16 protein-coding genes are annotated in these 17143 nt (G+C 67.1%); 12 read left to right on the top strand and 4 right to left on the bottom strand.

The annotated features are described in order from the left end of the window. Window positions 1-123: 123 nt before the first annotated feature. Window positions 124-1959, bottom strand: coding sequence for an alpha/beta fold hydrolase (locus FHP25_RS30455; protein WP_147850756.1), 1836 nt, complete (start codon window positions 1957-1959; stop codon window positions 124-126). Window positions 1960-1961: 2 nt separating this feature from the next. Between FHP25_RS30455 and FHP25_RS30460 the strand changes: the two genes are divergently transcribed. The 3 genes from FHP25_RS30460 (at window position 1962) to FHP25_RS30470 (ending at window position 4254) form a co-directional block, all read left to right on the top strand. Beyond that, complete coding sequence (locus FHP25_RS30460; protein ID WP_147850757.1) at window positions 1962-3017, top strand: type III polyketide synthase; 1056 nt, start codon at window positions 1962-1964, stop codon at window positions 3015-3017. Between the two features lie 62 nt (window positions 3018-3079). Then, window positions 3080-3598, top strand: coding sequence for a tetratricopeptide repeat protein (locus FHP25_RS30465; RefSeq protein WP_178133897.1), 519 nt, complete (start codon window positions 3080-3082; stop codon window positions 3596-3598). A gap of 95 nt (window positions 3599-3693) precedes the next feature. After that, window positions 3694-4254 carry an isoprenylcysteine carboxyl methyltransferase family protein gene (locus FHP25_RS30470; RefSeq protein ID WP_147850759.1) on the top strand — a complete coding sequence of 187 codons (561 nt, stop codon included), beginning with the start codon at window positions 3694-3696 and terminating at the stop codon, window positions 4252-4254. Here FHP25_RS30470 and FHP25_RS30475 read toward each other — a convergent pair. Then, window positions 4235-5515, bottom strand: a complete 1281-nt coding sequence (locus FHP25_RS30475) for a UbiH/UbiF/VisC/COQ6 family ubiquinone biosynthesis hydroxylase (protein ID WP_231712534.1) — start codon at window positions 5513-5515, stop codon at window positions 4235-4237. The genes FHP25_RS30470 and FHP25_RS30475 overlap by 20 nt on opposite strands. 232 nt (window positions 5516-5747) lie before the next feature. On the opposite strand from FHP25_RS30475, the gene FHP25_RS30480 reads away from it, so the two are divergent. The 4 genes from FHP25_RS30480 (at window position 5748) to FHP25_RS30495 (ending at window position 9532) form a co-directional block, all read left to right on the top strand. Further along, window positions 5748-6086 (top strand): P-II family nitrogen regulator, encoded by a 339-nt coding sequence (locus tag FHP25_RS30480; RefSeq protein WP_147850760.1) that lies wholly within the window; start codon window positions 5748-5750, stop codon window positions 6084-6086. A gap of 185 nt (window positions 6087-6271) precedes the next feature. Then, window positions 6272-7483, top strand: a complete 1212-nt coding sequence (locus tag FHP25_RS30485; RefSeq protein ID WP_231712537.1) for an ammonium transporter — start codon at window positions 6272-6274, stop codon at window positions 7481-7483. Window positions 7484-7842: 359 nt separating this feature from the next. Next, window positions 7843-8181: a P-II family nitrogen regulator gene (locus tag FHP25_RS30490; protein ID WP_147850762.1), complete on the top strand. Its 339-nt coding sequence runs from the start codon at window positions 7843-7845 to the stop codon at window positions 8179-8181. 40 nt (window positions 8182-8221) lie between these two features. Then, window positions 8222-9532, top strand: a complete 1311-nt coding sequence (locus FHP25_RS30495; RefSeq protein WP_147850763.1) for an ammonium transporter — start codon at window positions 8222-8224, stop codon at window positions 9530-9532. A gap of 30 nt (window positions 9533-9562) precedes the next feature. Here FHP25_RS30495 and FHP25_RS30500 read toward each other — a convergent pair whose 3' ends face one another. Together FHP25_RS30500 and FHP25_RS30505 are read right to left on the bottom strand one after the other, a co-directional pair. Then, complete coding sequence (locus FHP25_RS30500) at window positions 9563-9952, bottom strand: response regulator (protein WP_178133899.1); 390 nt, start codon at window positions 9950-9952, stop codon at window positions 9563-9565. Window positions 9953-10181: 229 nt separating this feature from the next. After that, complete coding sequence (locus tag FHP25_RS30505; RefSeq protein ID WP_147850765.1) at window positions 10182-10502, bottom strand: helix-turn-helix domain-containing protein; 321 nt, start codon at window positions 10500-10502, stop codon at window positions 10182-10184. On the opposite strand from FHP25_RS30505, the gene FHP25_RS30510 reads away from it, so the two are divergent. From FHP25_RS30510 to FHP25_RS30530, 5 genes are all read left to right on the top strand, one after another. Then, window positions 10501-10944 carry a hypothetical protein gene (locus FHP25_RS30510; RefSeq protein ID WP_147850766.1) on the top strand — a complete coding sequence of 148 codons (444 nt, stop codon included), beginning with the start codon at window positions 10501-10503 and terminating at the stop codon, window positions 10942-10944. The two genes, FHP25_RS30505 and FHP25_RS30510, sit on opposite strands and share 2 nt — an antisense overlap. Before the next feature lie 256 nt (window positions 10945-11200). Then, window positions 11201-12400: an aminotransferase class I/II-fold pyridoxal phosphate-dependent enzyme gene (locus FHP25_RS30515; RefSeq protein WP_147850767.1), complete on the top strand. Its 1200-nt coding sequence runs from the start codon at window positions 11201-11203 to the stop codon at window positions 12398-12400. A 3-nt stretch (window positions 12401-12403) separates the two neighbouring features. Then, window positions 12404-15235, top strand: a complete 2832-nt coding sequence (locus FHP25_RS30520) for a DNA translocase FtsK (RefSeq protein WP_147850768.1) — start codon at window positions 12404-12406, stop codon at window positions 15233-15235. A 75-nt stretch (window positions 15236-15310) separates the two neighbouring features. Then, on the top strand, window positions 15311-16066 hold the full coding sequence (locus FHP25_RS30525; protein ID WP_147850769.1) for a LolA family protein: 756 nt from the start codon (window positions 15311-15313) through the stop codon (window positions 16064-16066). A gap of 44 nt (window positions 16067-16110) precedes the next feature. Continuing rightward, complete coding sequence (locus FHP25_RS30530; RefSeq protein ID WP_147850770.1) at window positions 16111-17016, top strand: 2-hydroxyacid dehydrogenase; 906 nt, start codon at window positions 16111-16113, stop codon at window positions 17014-17016. The last annotated feature ends 127 nt before the right edge of the window (window positions 17017-17143 follow it).

Below are 17143 nucleotides of genomic sequence, written 5' to 3' on the forward strand. Positions count from 1 at the left end.
GGCCTGGCGTGGTCAACGCGATGCTCCGCGCGATGGGGGCAGGGATGAACCCAGGTGGCCGCAACGGCCACCCGGCGGTTCACAAACCCGCACGGTGTCCCGCTATTCCCATGCTTGTCGTCGTCATGTCTGCTCGTCATGCAGGAAGGCGCGCATCTCGGTCACGAAGCGTTGCCATGCCGGTTCACCTTCCAGAAGGATGTGGTTGCGGCTTTCGAGCGGCACGAAGCGTGCGCCGGGAATGGTCGTCGCCATCAGCCGGCCCTCGGCGAACGGCGCAACGTTGTCGTCCCGGCAATGCAGCACCAAAGTTGGCGCACGGACCTGCGCCATCAGCGGCCTGATGTCGATGCCGCCGAACACCTCGTTCAGGCGCACGGCATTGCGCGGCGATATCGTCATGCGCTGCAGATCGTTGAACCACTGGATCTGCTCATTGCTGCCGTCCGGGATGAAGAGCGACGTGAACACCTGCCGGAACGCGGGATTGTCCTGCCCCCAGCCCAGCTCCATGAGCACACCCAGCGCACGTCGGCGTGCCGCCTCCTCGGGTGCACGCAAGGCCCAGCCCTGCGTGTAGCCGCCGTAGAGCACCAGGCGGCTGACGCGTTGTGGGTGCTTGACGGCATAGGCGATCGCGATGGCGCATCCCTGCGATACGCCCAGCATGTCGAAGCGCTCCAGGCCGGCGGCATCGACCACCGCTTCCAGGTCGCGCACGAAGGTATCGAACGTCAGGTTCGGTGCATCCCAGTCGGAGAGGCCGTTGGCGCGCTCGTCATAGCGGACCAGGCGGTGATTGCGGACCAGCTCACGGATCCAGTGCTGCCAGACCGGACTTTCCCAGTCGTATTCGAGATGCGTCATCCAGTTGGCGGGCTTGACCAGCGGCGTGCCCTGGCCCGCCGTCGCGTAGGCGATGCGCACTCCGTCGTCGGCGATGCAGAAACGAATCTCCTGGCGCGCAGGCGGTCGTGCCGGCGCAGCAGGCGGTGCGGCCGGCGCCGGCTCACTGCCCGGAGGTTCGGTGAGACGCGGCGCGGGCGACGCCATGCCGGCTTCGCGCCAGGCCTGGAGCAGCGGGCCCTTGGGTCCGCCCACCGGTCTTAGCGCCCGGTTGGCCGTTTCGTACTGCTCGCGTGCCTCCTGCTGCCGGCCGGCTTGCGCCAGCAGCCGGACGAGGCGGCTCCACGCCTGCTCGTCCTGTGGGTCAATCTGCACCAGGATGCGAGCATACGGCATTGCCGCCTCGCCCGACATGCGTTCGACGAGCGCCGACAGGATCCGCACGTGCAGGGCACGCGCATCCTCGCGCTCGGCGACGTACCATGAGCGGAACTCATGGTACTCGGGCAACTCGAGGCCTTCCAGGAACACACCGCGGAACGCCGCGGCGGCGTCCTTGAGCCGGTCGATCGGCGTGGTCTCGATATTGTCGAGACTGTCGCGCAGCGATACGAGATCGACCGTGGCGCTGCTCACGTTGAATTGTATGACCGAGCGATCGGCATGAATGAGCGGCGTTTCCCCGTCCTGCGTCAACGCGCGGATGCGGCTTAGGCTCCAGCGCAGCGCGCCGCGCGGGTCGTCGGGCACATCCCACAGCAATTCGCATAGCCGTTCGCGCCGGTGCGCGCGGCCTGTCGTCGCGAGGTAGGCCAGCAGCGCCCGTGTCTTTTTTGAGCGCGGCAGCTCCACGCGCTCGGCGCCGCGCAACACTTCCATCTCACCCAGAAGTCGGATTCCCAACATCATCGACACCTTTCCGGCCGTTCGATTATCCGGGCGTACACCGCTGCTGCCAACACCGCGCACTTCCCTTGACAGGGAAGAAATCGAGGCCCGCCGGTGTTCACCACATGGGACGAGGGAAACCCGTTGGGTACGTGCCCGTTCCCGACAACGTGACATCCGAACGTTGTCGTTCGCATCGTACAGTCGTCCGTTGAACGCGTGCACCCATGGCTGCCATCGTCCGCCTTCTGTCGCTTGCCACTGCCACACCGCCACATGCCGTCTCGCAGCGTGACCTCATGGCGGCCGCCGGCGATTATTTCGGCGCCAACGGCGTCGACGTGGAACGCCTGCTGCCGGCGTTCCTCCACGCCGGCATTGATCGCCGGCATCTGTGCGAGCCGCTCGATTGGTATCAACGGCCGATCGGTTGGAAGACGCGCAATGATGCGTTCCTCCGGCATGCGCCGGCCTTGCTGGAAGAAGCCGCGCAAAAGGCGGTGGCTGACGCCGGTCTGACGCTTGGCGAGATCGACCAGGTCGTCACGGTGTGCTCCACCGGCGTGGCGACGCCGAGCCTCGACGCGCTGCTCATGGAGCGGCTGCCCTTGCGCGACGACATCGGCAGGTTGCCGATCTTCGGGTTGGGATGCGCCGGCGGCGTCACCGGGCTGGGCGTGGCCGCCAGGCTCGCGCGCGCCACGCCGGGCACGAACATCCTGTTCCTGGTGGTTGAGCTCTGCACGCTGACCTTCCGCAGCGGCGATCGTCGCAAGGCCAATATCATCGCCACGGCCTTGTTCGGAGACGGCGCCGCCGCCGCCGTGGTGCGGGCGCAGGATATCGCCAACGACAACCCCGTCATCCTCCATGCCGGCGAGCAGCGCTGGCCGGGAACGCTCGACGTGATGGGCTGGGATGTCGCTGAGGACGGCCTGACGGTGCTGTTCTCGCGCGACATACCGACATTGGTGCGCGGGAAGCTGCGCCAGGCGGCCGACGACTATCTGGCGCGGCACGGCATGACTCTGTCCGACATCGACGGCTTCATCGCCCATCCCGGCGGTGCCAAGGTGCTCGATGCCATGGAGGACGTGTTCGGCCTGCAGACCGGCGGCATGGTCGAGGCGCGCGCGGTGCTGCGCGACTACGGCAACATGTCGGCCGCGACGGTGATGTTCGTGCTCGACCGCGCGTTGCGGCGCGGCCTGCGCGGACAAAATCTGATGTCGGCGCTGGGGCCGGGGTTCACCGGGTCGTTCCTCACGCTCGCGGCGGCCTGACGCCAAAAGGACCGATGCAGGCCATCGGTCTGTTGACAAGCATGGTCGTGATGGAGGCAAGCATGCACCACAAGCTCCAGAGCATTCGGCGCGTCGCCGCGGTGGCGGCGTTCGCGGCAGCCCTTTCGGCGGTGGCTGCCTTGCCGGCTGCGGCCAACATGGGCGGCGGCAGCTCGGACCGTTCCACGCCGGCCAAGCCGGCCAATCCGGATTTCGAGAATGCCAAGGCGGCCATCGCAGCCAAGCAATATCCCAACGCCATCGGCTGGCTGCAGCGCGTGATCGCCAACGAGCCCAACAACCCCGAGGCTTACAATCTGATGGGCTTCGCCACGCGCAAGTCCGGCAATCCTGCCGCCTCGCTGCAGTACTACCAGAAGGCGCTGTCGCTCGACCCCAAGCATCTGGGTGCGCATGAATACATCGGCGAGGCGTATCTGATGCTCGATCAGCCGCAGCGCGCCGATGAGCATCTCGCTCGGCTCGACCAGCTGTGCACCTTCGGCTGCAAGGAGTATCGCGACCTGAAGGCGGCGATCGCCAATTACAAGAAGGGCATCCGTCCGCAGGCGAATCGCTAGGTCCGCCACTCCCCGACGCGGTGCGGGCGTAAAGCAGAGGGTGCCTCTGCGCTCTCGCCGCTGCGGGACATGACGGGACGAGAGCAGAATACGCCATGACACCATTGGCCTGGCTGCTCGGCTTTGTTGTGTTGCAGCGTCTGGCGGAGCTGGCGCTGGCGCAACGCAACACGCGCCGTCTGCTGGCCCGGGGCGGACGCGAGGTCGGCGCCGGCCACTATCCGCTCTTCTTTCTCCTGCACGGCTCGTGGCTGCTGGCGATGGCGTTGACCGTGCCATGGTCCACCGAGCCGTCCTGGTTCCTGATCGCGGTGTTCTTCGCCCTGCAGGGGCTGCGTGTCTGGGTCGTGGCCAGCCTCGGGCCGTTCTGGACCACCCGCATCATCACCCTCGATGACACACCGCTGGCCCGCCGAGGCCCCTACCGGTTGCTGAATCACCCGAACTATTGGGTTGTCGCCGGTGAGATTGCCGTGCTGCCGCTGGCTTTCGGCGCCTGGCCCATCGCGCTGGTCTGGTCGGTCCTCAATGCGCTGCTGCTGCGCCATCGCGTGCGCGTGGAGAATGCGGCGCTGGCAGCACGGGACCGGTCGGCGGCGGCGATGGCAGATCCCGGGCGTGCTCGTGGCACGACGTCTATAACGCCTCGCCCCTGATCAGCCTGGGCAGGTCGCCGACCAGTCCCATCGCATGGCGCATGAAGAACCGTCGCAGCGGCGGCAGCCGGTTCACGGCGGCCAGCCCGACATCGCGCACCACGCGCAGCGGCGCCAGATCATTGGAGAACAGGCGGTTCAGCGTGTCGGTGGCGCCGATCATGCTCAGGCTGTCGACCCGGCGCCAGCGCTCGTAGTCTGCCAGGACCGATGCATGGCCGATATCCAGGCCCAGGCGGTAGGCGTCGGCCACAACCTCGGCCAGCGCGGCGGCGTCGCGCAGCCCCAGGTTCCAGCCCTGTCCGGCGATAGGGTGGATGCTGTGGGCAGCATCGCCGACCAGCGCCAGGCGCGTTGCGGTGAAATGCTCGGCGGCCTGGACCGACAACGGGTATGAGAAGCGAGGCCCCACCGCCTTGACAGCGCCGAGATGCTCGCCGAAGCGGCGGACGAACTCGTGTTGAAACTCCGCTTCGGGCAGACGCAGCAAGGTGGGCACGAGCGTGGTGTGTTCCGTCCAGACGATCGACGAGCGATGCGCGCCGCTGTCCGGATCGTCCGTCATGGGCAGGATGGCGAACGGTCCGGCCGGCAGGAATTTCTCCTGCGCCACACCGCGATGCGGCAGCTCGTGCTCTGCCGTGACCACCAGGGCTGTCTGAGGGTAGTCGGCTCGGAGCAGCCGGATTCCGGCTTGTTCCCGCAATGCGCCGCCACGGCCTTCGGCCGAGACCAGTAGCGTCGCCCGGATCTTGCGGCCATCGGCCAGGGCCACACGGGCGTCATCCTCGCTGCGGACCGTGGTCGCGACATCGGCCGGTGCCAGCACGCGCACCGACGGCAGTGTCTCCAGGCGGCGGAACAAGGCCACGCGAATGTGACGATTTTCCACGATATGGCCCATCGGCGCGGCGGGCTCGCCCTCGCGGCCTGCCTGGCGATGATCGAAATGCAGATGCAGCCGGGACACGGGCGCCGGACCGCCAGCCGGGTCGAGACGACCGTCCGAAATCCGGATGTCGAGGATCGGCTCGGCATGGGGGGCGATAGCAGGCCAGACCCCGATCGCCTCCAGCGCCCGCTGCGATCCGTGCGCGATTGCCGTCGTGCGGCCGTCGAATGTCGGGGCGACCTGTGCCGGCCCCGCCACGCGATCGATCACCGTGACGCGCAAGCCGGCCGATCCCAAGGCGGCCGCCAAGGTGGCGCCGATCAGGCCGGCGCCAATGATCAGGACATCCGCTGCTTGCTCGTCAGCCACGATCTTCGCGTTCCTGTTCAAGTTCTTCGGCCCCTAGGTGCGCCTTTTTTCGTCAGGCGCCAAGCATGCCGGCGGGCAAGAGGCAGCGTGTCGCGGCGAGGCTGTTCCTTGAGGAGCCGTTGGCACGGTTCTTGATCAGCCTGGCCCGGAAGGTCAGCGGTCAGGTTTCGCCACGGGCGCAGTGCGTCACTGCTGGGGAGGCTCGCTCCTGCCGAGGATAAGGGGAATGCCGATGAAATTAATCATGGCCGTCATCAAGCCGTTCAAGCTCGACGAGGTGCGCGAAGCGCTCACAGCGATCGGCGTGCAGGGCCTGACCGTAACCGAAGTGAAAGGCTTCGGCAGACAGAAAGGACAGACCGAGATCTACCGCGGCGCAGAATATGCCGTGAGCTTCCTGCCGAAGGTGAAGATCGAGGTGGTGGTCGCTGACGGTGTGGTCGAGCAGGTGGTCGAAACCCTCAAGAAGACAGCAGCCACGGGCAAGATCGGGGACGGCAAGATTTTCGTGGCCAATGTCGAGCAGGCGGTGCGCATCCGCACCGGCGAGACGGGCGCCGACGCGCTGTGAGAACAGGGGACAAGAAGATGACAATGCAGAAGGTTCGCGCCGTGGCGCTGGCGGCCGCGGGCGCCACGTTGACGGCGGTCTATTCGGCCAGTGTGCTGGCGCAGCAAGCGCCCGCTGCCGGCGCGCCGGCGACCCCGCCTGCAGCGCCGCCGGCACCCAAGCTCGATACCGGTGACACCGCCTGGATGCTGACGTCGACGGCGCTGGTGCTGATGATGACCATCCCCGGCCTGGCGCTGTTCTACGCCGGCATGGTCCGTCGCAAGAACGTGCTGGCCACGGCCATGCAGAGCTTCGCCATCACGGCGCTGATCACGGTGCTGTGGATGATCGTCGGCTACAGCCTCGCCTTCACCAAGGGCGGCGCCTGGGTGGGTGATCTCAGCCGGTTCTTCCTGCGCGGGTTGGCGATCGATTCGGTGCATGATCTGGCGAAGACCATCCCTGAATCGGTCTTCATGTGCTTCCAGATGACCTTTGCCATCATCACACCGGCGCTGATCACGGGCGCGTTCGCCGAGCGCATGAAGTTCTCGGCGATGATGTGGTTCATGGGCCTGTGGTCGATCCTGGTCTATGCGCCGATCGCCCACTGGGTGTGGGGCGGCGGCTTCCTCGGCGACTGGGGCGTGCTTGACTTCGCCGGTGGCACCGTCGTGCACATCAATGCCGGTGTCGCGGGCCTGGTCTGCGCGCTGGTGCTGGGCAAGCGCAAGGGCTACGGCAGCGAGAACCTGGCGCCGCACAACCTCGTGCTGTCGGTGATCGGCGCGTCGCTGCTGTGGGTCGGCTGGTTCGGTTTCAACGCCGGCTCGGCGGTGAGCGCCGGCACGTCGGCCGGCATGGCGATGGCCGTGACGCAGATCGCCACCGCGGCCGCGGCGCTGGGCTGGATGTTCGCGGAGTGGGCCGCACGCGGCAAGCCTTCGGTGCTGGGCGTCATCTCCGGCGCCGTTGCCGGGCTGGTCGCGATCACGCCGGCTTCGGGCTTCGTCAACCCGACAGGGGCGCTGATCATCGGCATCGTTGCCGGCGTCGTCTGCTTCTGGGCCGCGACCTCGCTCAAGAACATGCTGGGCTACGACGATTCGCTCGACGCGTTCGGCGTGCATGGCATTGGCGGTTTCATCGGCGCGGTGCTGACCGGCGTCTTCGCCACACAGCTGATCACCGGCAAGGTCGACGAGAAGAACCAGCCGGTGCCGGCCGGCCTGATCGATGGCAACGCCGGCCAGGTGCTGACCCAGATCTATGGCGCTGCCGTCACCATCGTGTACTGCGCGGTCGTTACCTTCATCATTCTCAAGATCGTCGACGTGATCATCGGCCTGCGTGTCGATCAGGAGCAGGAGATCGAAGGCCTCGACATCAACCTGCATGGTGAAACCGTGCACTGAGCTCAACGCCGCCCCTGGGCCGCCGCGCGCGGCACCCGCCCTCCGTCCGCGACGCGGATGGAGGGTGGAGGGGCCCAGGCCGCAGGTCGGTCGGGTCTCAGGGGCTGCCAGCGTTCCCTCCGCCGCCGGGCCTCGCACGTCCGGTGGCACCTGCAACGCCCGGCGCCGTCCACGGTGTCCGGGCGTTTTTTTGCCCTACATCCCTGTTCGCCTAAAAATTAATCTACTTGCCTTTATTGTGCTCAAGGCGACGATTCGCGCGTTCATATCAGTCTCTTGTATCGGTCCAAAAATTAGGCGGATATCCTGACCTTGGTTCATTGGTGGGCGATCCGTCGGATCGCCAAGCGGGGCCGCGCATGAAAATGCTTATCGCCATCATCAAGCCTTTCAAGCTGGAAGAGGTCCGCGAGGCTCTCACGGCGGTTGGTGTTCACGGCATGACCGTGACCGAGGTCAAAGGCTACGGCCGCCAGAAAGGCCAGACCGAGATCTACCGCGGCGCCGAGTACGCCGTGAACTTCCTGCCCAAGGTCAAGATCGAGATGGTGCTCGACGACGACGCCGTCGACCGCACGGTCGAGGCGGTGCAGAAGGCGGCTGCCACGGGCAAGATCGGTGACGGCAAGATCTTCGTCACCGATATCTCGCATGCGGTGCGGATACGCACGGGTGAGACGGGCGCCGACGCGATCTGACAATTGCCGACAAGCCGATAATAAATGGGGGGAACGCGCGATGCCCGCTTTTCTGACGTGCGCCCGACGGCCGGCTGCCGTCGGGTTTTTTGTGATGCTGCCGACCTTTGCCATCGCCGCCGACAACAAGGTGAAGATCGACAGCGGCGACACGGCGTGGGTGCTGGTGGCCACGGCCTTCGTGCTGCTGATGTCGATTCCGGGCTTGGCGTTGTTCTACGCCGGCATGGTGCGCAAGAAGAACGTGCTGGCCACCACCGCCCAGACTCTTGCCACGGTTGCGCTGGTGTCGGTGCTGTGGGTCGTCGTCGGCTACAGCCTGGTGTTCACGCCTGGCAGCGCCGTCATCGGGGATCTGTCCCGCTTCCTGATGGCGGGCCTGAAGATGGACAGCGTGCACGAGGCAGCCAGGACGGTGCCGGAGAACGTCTTCATGATGTTCCAGCTCACGTTTGCCGCCATCACGCCGGCGATCGTGGTGGGTGCCGCTGCCGACCGTATCAAGTTCTCGGCGATGCTGTGGTTCATGGCGCTGTGGCTGCTGGCGGTCTACTGCCCTGTGGCGCACTGGGTCTGGGGTGGCGGCTTCCTGCAGAAGGCCGGCGTCCTCGATTTCGCCGGCGGCATCGTGGTGCATATCAACGCCGGCGTGGCCGGCCTGGTGCTGGCGCTGGTGCTCGGGCCGCGCCGCGGTTATCCGACCGAGAACATGGCGCCCCATAATCTCGTGCTGACGGTGGTCGGCGTCTCGCTGCTGTGGGTCGGCTGGTTCGGGTTCAACGGTGGCTCGGCCGTGGCGGCCGACGCGCGCGCCGGCATGGCGATGACGGTGACCCATGTCTCGGCCGCGACAGCAGCGCTGGCGTGGATGTTCGCCGAGTGGGCAACGATGGGCAAGCCGAGCGTTCTGGGAATCGCCTCCGGTGCCGTCGCCGGGCTCGGCACGATCACGCCGGCATCCGGCTATGTCGACATCGGCGCGGCGCTGATCATCGGCCTGGTCGCGGGGCTGGGGTGCTTCTACGCCTCGACGGCGTTCAAGCGCCGCATGGGCTACGATGACTCGCTGGACGTCTTCGGCGTGCACGGTGTCGGCGGCCTGCTCGGCACGGTGATGGTCGGTGTGTTCGCCACCAGCGCCATTGCTGGACCGGATGTGCGCGGCCTGATCGATGGCAACAGCCCGCAGATCATCACGCAGCTCTACGGAATCGTCTGCTGCGTGGCGCTATCGGCGATCGGCACCCTGGTCATCCTCAAGGTGATCGACGCGACCATCGGGCTGCGCGTCACGCCGGAGCAGGAGATCGAAGGTCTCGACATCAACCTGCACGGCGAAAGCGTGCACTGACGCAGCCTGCGAACGACGCAGGCCGGGCGGTCAGCGTGACCGGCGCTGGGTTGCGTCGGCGATGAAGCGGTCCAGGGTACGCAAGGGGATCGGCTTGTCGATGACCGCAAAGGCAGAGGTGCGGGCGCGATTGCCCTCGCGAACGAGATCGGCGTTGCCCGACATCAGCACCCACCTGGTATCGGGATAGGTGTCTGCCATGTCGCGGCAAAAGGTGACGCCGCTGCCGTCCGGCAGATGGATGTCCGCTACCACGACGGCAGGATCGTGCTCGCGACAGAAATCGTGCGCTTCCGCCAGCGTCTTGCAGCCGCTTGCGGCGTGGCCGCGCCGGCAGAGGTAGTCGACGATCTCGTCGCGCAGATCCTCGTTGTCCTCAATGATCAGGATCGCCCCGCCCGTCATGGCCGCGACCTCCATTCGCATATATTCGATAAGTCACATCAATATGTACGCTAAGTATCATAGCTGTCCTTCAGAGCAAAACAGACATCCTCGTCTTCAGGTGTCGTTGCCGTCCTGCTGGTGATGAACAGGCCGCTGCATCGCGCATGAATCGTCCGAACGATTCTGTTCAAAATGAACCGATAGCATCCGCATATCGTCATCACAGACACCGGATGCTCATCTCGTCGTACGGCCGCTGCAGTCATGATCGAGCTGCTTCGTGCTGAATGCAGCCGGCGGCTTTTGCAGCCTCGACGCGGCCACCGAACGCATGTCTGTACGCTGTTGGCGTGACGCCGACCACACGGCGGAACCTGTCGCGCAACGTCGCCGCCGACACGAAGCCCACTTCCGTGGCGATCTGCTCCGCCGACAGTGTCGAGGCCGCCAGCAAATGCTGCGCGGCGCACGCGCGCCAGTGCCATCCCTGCCACCTGCCATCAACCTGCCCAAGTGTCTGACCATCGTCAGCACCGCTGGATCGGCGGCAGGCAATCGGTGACAGCGGAAGGAAAGATCTCATGATGAAGTCGAAGAACGCGCTTCGCGCCGCGGCGGTGCTCACCCTGGCTCTCGGCGTGACCGCCTGCGCGACGGGCGCGTCGTCGGGCGGTGGCGATACGGGCGGGCGCTATGTCGAGGCCTTTGATCCGACAGGCAGCGCGCTTGCCGCGGCGTTTCGCCGGCCCACGCGCGAAGGCGGCGCCGAGGCTGCCCTTGCCGAGCATGTGCGGACGCCGGCGTTCCTCCAGCAATATTCGGCGACACGGCAGAAAGCTGGGTGCCCGGACACCGGATCCTGCACGCATCGCCTGATCCTGGTCCAGGTGGACGGACGCGGCCGGCCGCTCGGCGAGACTCCGACCTGCGCCGAGATCAACGCCCAGCTCGATCGCGATGCCCGCGGCCAGGTAGCCGTGCGCGGCATCACCTGGGTGCGCCGCGCGGCGCCGTGCGCGGCCTAGCGACTGCCGCCGGCGCGTCCGGGGCGCCGCCGGCAGCTTTCGCGAGGGCTGCCGGCGGGGTGCGACGCAAGCCATTGAATTCCATGTTAAAAACACCTTCTATCCTCTTCTTGTTATTGATATAATTGTCGTTTAAGATCGCTCCTGCAGTCGGTTGTGGAAGGGGTGCAGGGGTCATGATTTCACCACGGCGTTGCCAGACGCCAAGGGGGGCGCGAATCTCGTCCGGTTGTCACGACAGGAAAGCCGGAGCGCAATGATCAACCCCCGCCTTGAGACCGACCTTAACGACTATCCGTTCGCGCGGCTCGGCGCGCTGATCGCCGATTTGCCGGTGCCGGCGCAGCCCATCATCATGTCGGTCGGCGAGCCGCAGGGACCGGTGCCGCAATTCGCCCGCGATGTCGTGAGCCGTGATCTGGCGACGTCCAACCGCTACCCGCCGAACCAGGGCACGCCGGATCTGTGCGCGGCCATCGTCGCCTGGCTGCAGCGCCGCTACGGCATTGCCGATGGCGTGCTCGACCCGGCCCGGCATGTGCTGCCGCTGGCCGGCAGCAAGGAAGGCGTCTTTGCGATCGGCACGGTCGCGGTGCCGCCGTCCAAGGATGGCGCGCAGCCGATCGTGATGATCCCGAACCCGTTCTATCAGGTGTATCTCGGCGCCGCGGTGCTGTCGGGCGGAGCGCCGGTGTTCATGAATGCCGATGCCGGCAACGGCTTCATGCCGGATTTCGATGCGGTGCCGGCCGACACGTGGAAGCGCACGGCGCTGGTCTATCTGTGCTCGCCCGGCAATCCGCAGGGCGCGATGGCCACGCTGCCGTACCTGCAGAAGCTGATCGACCAGTGCCGGCGCCACGGCGCGATCCTGGCGATCGATGAGTGCTACGCCGAGATCTACAACGGCGCGGCGCCGGCCGGCGGGCTGCAGGCGGCGCTGGCGATGGATGAGACGGGCGGCCGCGATCCCTTCGCCAACGTCGTGGTCTTCCACTCGCTCTCGAAGCGCTCCAACGCGGCCGGCCTGCGCAGCGGCTTCGTGGCCGGCGATCCCAAGATCGTGGCCATGATGCTGCGCTGGAAGACCTATGGCGGCGTGCAGATCCCGATCCCGATCCAGAACGCATCGGCCGCGCTGTGGCGCGACGAAGCGCATGTCGAGACGATCCGCGGCGAGTACCGTGCCAAGTTTCAGCTCGCCAAATCGATCCTTCACAACAAGGGCGGCTATTTCACGCCCGATGGCGGCTTCTTCCTGTGGCTCGATGTCGGCGGCGGCGAGGCCGTCACCCGCCGGCTGTGGGCCGAAGGTGGAGTCAAGGTGCTGCCCGGCGGCTATCTGGCACGTGAGATCAACGGCGTGAACCCCGGCGACCGCTACATCCGCGTCGCCCTGGTGCACGATCTGGAGACCACGCGCACGGCGATCACACGCATCGCGGAGTTGTTGTAGGCCATGGCACTGGCGAGCCTCAGACATTCCGCCTCGACCGCAGGCAGGTTCCTGCCCAGCGGCGCGGCCCTGTTCTTCCGGCGCCGGGCGATGGAGATCGTCGGGCTCGCCGTGGCGGCGATCGGCATCGTGGCGCTGGGCGCGCTGCTGACCTACCACACGACCGATCCGTCGCTCAGCCGCTCCACCGGCTTTGCGCCGCGCAATCTCTTCGGTGTGGCTGGCGCCACCTTCGCCGACCTGATGATGCAGAGCCTGGGCCTGGGCTCGCTTCTGGTGCCGGTGGCCCTGGGAGCGTGGGGCCTCATGCTGGTGCGCCGGCATGCGCTGCCCTTCTTCGGCCTCCGGGTCGCCCTGCTGCTGCTCGCGACGCTGCTCGGCGCCAGCGCCGCGTCAGCGCTCGATGCGATCGGCCATTGGACGCCGCATGCGGGTCCCGGCGGTGTCACCGGCGCGGCGCTCTCCGCCCGGTTCCGGGAGCTGACGCTGACCCACTCCGACGGCTGGCTGCTGGACTTCCTGTCGCCGCTCACGGCCCTGATGGCGGTCCTGCTGATGGTGCCCGTGATCGGCATGAAGCGCGGCCACCTGCCGATCGTGCTGCGCGTGGTGCTGCTGCCGCTGAGCCTGGCCAAGATGCTGCTGCGCGCCGGCATCGAGGTGTGGCGCGGCCGTCCCGAGCGCGAGATGCCGGCCGACGATACGCCGGAGCCGGCCATCGGCTACGCCGAGGTGCCCGGCGAGATCGATGCGTCGCAGTATGACCCGGCCCGTTTCACCGGCATTCCCGACGATGACCAGCCGTTGCCGCCGCGGTCCTCGCTGATGGTTGACGCGCCGCTGTCGCCGATCGCCGATCTCAAGCCGGTCGAGCCCATTCCGCCGACACCCTCGTCGCTGGACATCCCGCCGCTGGTGCCGCGCGAGGCTGCGCGCCGGCCGTCGCGGTTGGCGCCGCTCACCGAGCTCGTCTCGCGCCTGTTGCGCCGGCAGGCCGGCCCCAGCCGTGTCGAGCCGGTTTTCGGCCAGGCCGCGCCGCCGGTCGATCCTCAGAGTCCGCCCGAGGTCGAGTCGGCACCGGTGCCGCCACCTGCGGCCGCGGCTCCCGCGACGGAGCCGGCGGCCCAGCCGTCGCCCAGCGCGCGGATCCTGCAGATGCCGCGTCGACAGGCGGCCGAAGCGGCAGCGCCACCGCCTGCCGAGGCCGCTGCGGCACCGGCAGCAGCCGCAGCGCCCAAGGTCGAGAAGCGTGCCGCGCCGCAGCCGGGCCGGCGTGCCGAAGCCGAGCGTCAGCGGCAGCTTGCCCTGACCCAGGAGTTCCAGCTGCCGGCGCTCGATATCCTGGCGGCCGCGCCGCGCTCGCCGGTGGCCCAGATCGATGAGGATGCGCTGGCGCAGAACGCGCGGCTGCTGGAAAGCGTGCTTGAGGATTTCGGCGTCAAGGGCGAGATCGTGAAGGTGCGCCCCGGTCCTGTCGTGACGCTTTACGAGCTCGAGCCGGCGCCGGGCACCAAGTCGAGCCGCGTGATCGGGCTCGCCGACGACATCGCCCGCTCCATGAGCGCCGTCAGCGTGCGCGTCGCCACCGTGCCGGGGCGCAATGTCATTGGCATCGAGCTGCCCAACGCCAAGCGCGAGATGGTCTTCCTGCGCGAGCTGCTGGGCGCCAAGGACTACGAGGACGGCCGCCTGCAGCTGCCGCTGGTGCTGGGCAAGGACATCGGCGGCGGGCCGGTGATCGCCGACCTGGCGCGCATGCCGCACCTGCTGATCGGCGGCACCACCGGCTCGGGCAAGTCGGTCGGGATCAACACGATGATCCTGTCGCTGCTCTACCGGCTGCCGCCCGATCGCTGCAAGTTCATCATGATCGACCCCAAGATGCTGGAGCTCAGCGTCTACCAGGACATTCCGCATCTGCTGACGCCGGTGGTCACCGAGCCGCGCAAGGCCGTCGTGGCGCTGAAATGGACCGTGCGCGAGATGGAGAGCCGCTATCGCGCGATGAGCCAGCTCGGCGTGCGCAACATCGCGGGCTACAACGAGCGGGTGACCGAAGCGCGCAACGCCGGCGAGGAGATCCTGCGACCGGTGCAGACCGGCGTCGATCCCGACACCCGCAAGCCGATCTTCGAAGACCAGGCGATGAACCTGGAGTCGCTGCCGTTCATCGTCGTGATCATCGACGAGATGGCCGACCTGATGATGGTGGCCGGCAAGGACATCGAGATCGCGGTGCAGCGCCTGGCGCAGATGGCGCGCGCCGCCGGCATCCATGTGATCATGGCCACGCAGCGCCCGTCGGTCGACGTCATCACCGGCACGATCAAGGCCAACTTCCCCACGCGCATCTCGTTCCAGGTGACGTCCAAGATCGACAGCCGCACTATCCTGGGCGAGCAGGGCGGCGAGCAGCTCCTGGGCCAGGGCGACATGCTCTACATGGCCGGCGGCGGCCGCATCGTGCGCGTGCACGGGCCCTTCGTCAGTGATTCCGAGGTCGAGAAGGTGGTGAAGCACCTGCGCTTCCAGGGCCAGCCGCAATATCTCGACTCCATCACCGAGGACGCCGAGGGCGGCGGGGGCGGCGGCGACGGCGAGGGTGGCGGCGGTGCCGAGGAAGGCGAGGCCGACGAGCTCTACGACAAGGCCATCGCCGTCGTGGCGCGCGAGCGCAAATGCTCGACCAGCTTCATCCAGCGCCACCTGCAGATCGGCTACAACCGGGCGGCGCGGATCGTGGAACGCATGGAGCGCGAAGGCGTGGTCAGCCCGGCCAACTCGGTGGGCAAGCGCGAGGTGCTGGCCCGGGACATCGACGGCGACGCGGCCTGACGTCGCTGCGCCTGCCCCGATTCCGCCGCGATCGATTCCCATCAAGCAGGGGGTGGACGTCGGAAGGATCACGTGATGAATCGTCCCGCTACATATCGCCTCGCCCTGGGCCTGGGCGCGCTGGCCATGGCGGCATCGGCCTGGCTGCTGACGCCCGTCGTCGATGGCCGGCTTGCGCTTCATGTGGCTGCTGCGGCGCAGGCCCAGACACCGCCCGCCCACCAGCAGACGCCGCGCCGGCCCCGCCGCCAGGTCGAGGAAGTCCCGCCGCCGGTCGTCCCGGTCGACCAGCAGGCCGAGGTGCAGCGCATCGAGCAGTACCTCAACAGCATCCAGACCCTGCAGGCGCGGTTTATCCAGACCGGCAGCGATGGCCGCGTCGCGCCGGGCACGCTGTATCTGCAGCGGCCGGGCCGCATGCGCTTCGAGTATGACCCGCCGGCCACGATCCTGATCGTGGCCGATGGTTCGCAGGTCACCATGGCGGACTTCAAGGACCGCAGCATGAGCCAGTGGCCGATCGGCTGGACGTCGGCCAGCTTCCTGGCCGCCGAGCGGGTCAGGCTGAACGGCGGTGACCTGACCGTGACCGGCGTCACCCGCGCCAACGGCGAGCTGCGCGTCAACCTCATCCAGACCAAGCGGCCGCAGGAGGGCCGGGTCGAGATGGTGTTCGCGGACGACCCGATGCTGCTCAAGGGCTGGACGGTGTGGGACTCCAAGAACGTGCCCATCGCGGTGACGCTCAGCAACATCCACACCGGTCTGCCGCTGTCGCGCGACCTCTTCCGGTTCGACGAATCGAAGTTGAAGCGCGACCGCTTCCAGTAGGCGGGTTTTCATGCAGGATGGGGCATCACCCGTGGGGAAAGAGGATGCCCAAGACCATCTTCGTCGACGCCAACCCCGACATGCTGCGCCTGTGGCAGCGGATCGTGCGTGACACCGATCCGGCGATCGCCATCAACCTGACGCCGGTCGACCCCGAGAAGCTGCCGGCGGTCATCGAGGGCTACGATACCTGCATCAATGACGCGACCTACTTCCCGCGCGAGCAGCTGCAGCGCTGCCCGAGCCTGCGTCACATCGTCTTCCTTGGCAGTGGTGCTGCGAGCTACATCGACCTGGCGGCAGCCCGCGAGCTGGGCATCAAGGTGTCGACCATCAGCGGCTATGGCGACACCACGGTCGCCGAGCACGCCATGGGACTGATCTTCGCCGCGGCGCGCCAAGTGGCCGCGATGGACCGCGCCGTCCGGACCGGGACATGGAAGCCGCTGCAGGGCATGCAGCTTTTCGACAAGACGCTGGGCGTCGTCGGCCTGGGCGGCATCGGCCGCGAGATGGTGCGGCTGGCGCGCGGCATCGGCATGCAGGTGCTTGCGTGGAACCGCTCGCCGGTGGCCGATCCCGGCGTTCCCTTGGTGGCGCTCGAGGCGCTGCTGGCGCAGTCCGACATCGTCAGCCTGCACGTGGCGCTCAACGATGCGACGCGGCACTTCATGAGTCGTGACCGGCTCAACCAGATGAAGCGGGGCGCCATCCTGATCAACACGGCCCGCGGCGCGATCGTCGATGCGGCGGCGCTGGTCGACTGCCTGCGGTCAGGCCATATCCGCCACGCCGGCCTCGACGTCTTCGCGCCCGAGCCGCCGCCCGCCGACGATCCCTTGCTGGCGCTCGACAACGTCACGCTGACGGCGCATGCCGGCTTCTTCACGCCCGAGGCGACCATGGTGATGCTGCGCCGGTCGATCGACCTCGCCGCATCCGGCTTCTAACCCGAAGTTACCCCTGACAGAGTCAGGTAAGTATTTGGCTTTGTTGAAAAAAGCGGCGATTTTGCGTCCAGTATGTAGGCATGTAAATGGTGTTTTTGAGTAGCAATTATGGATATATTGTGCTACG

It is taken from the genome of Vineibacter terrae (genome assembly GCF_008039615.1).
GTDB classification, from domain to species: Bacteria; Pseudomonadota; Alphaproteobacteria; order Reyranellales; family Reyranellaceae; genus Vineibacter; species Vineibacter terrae.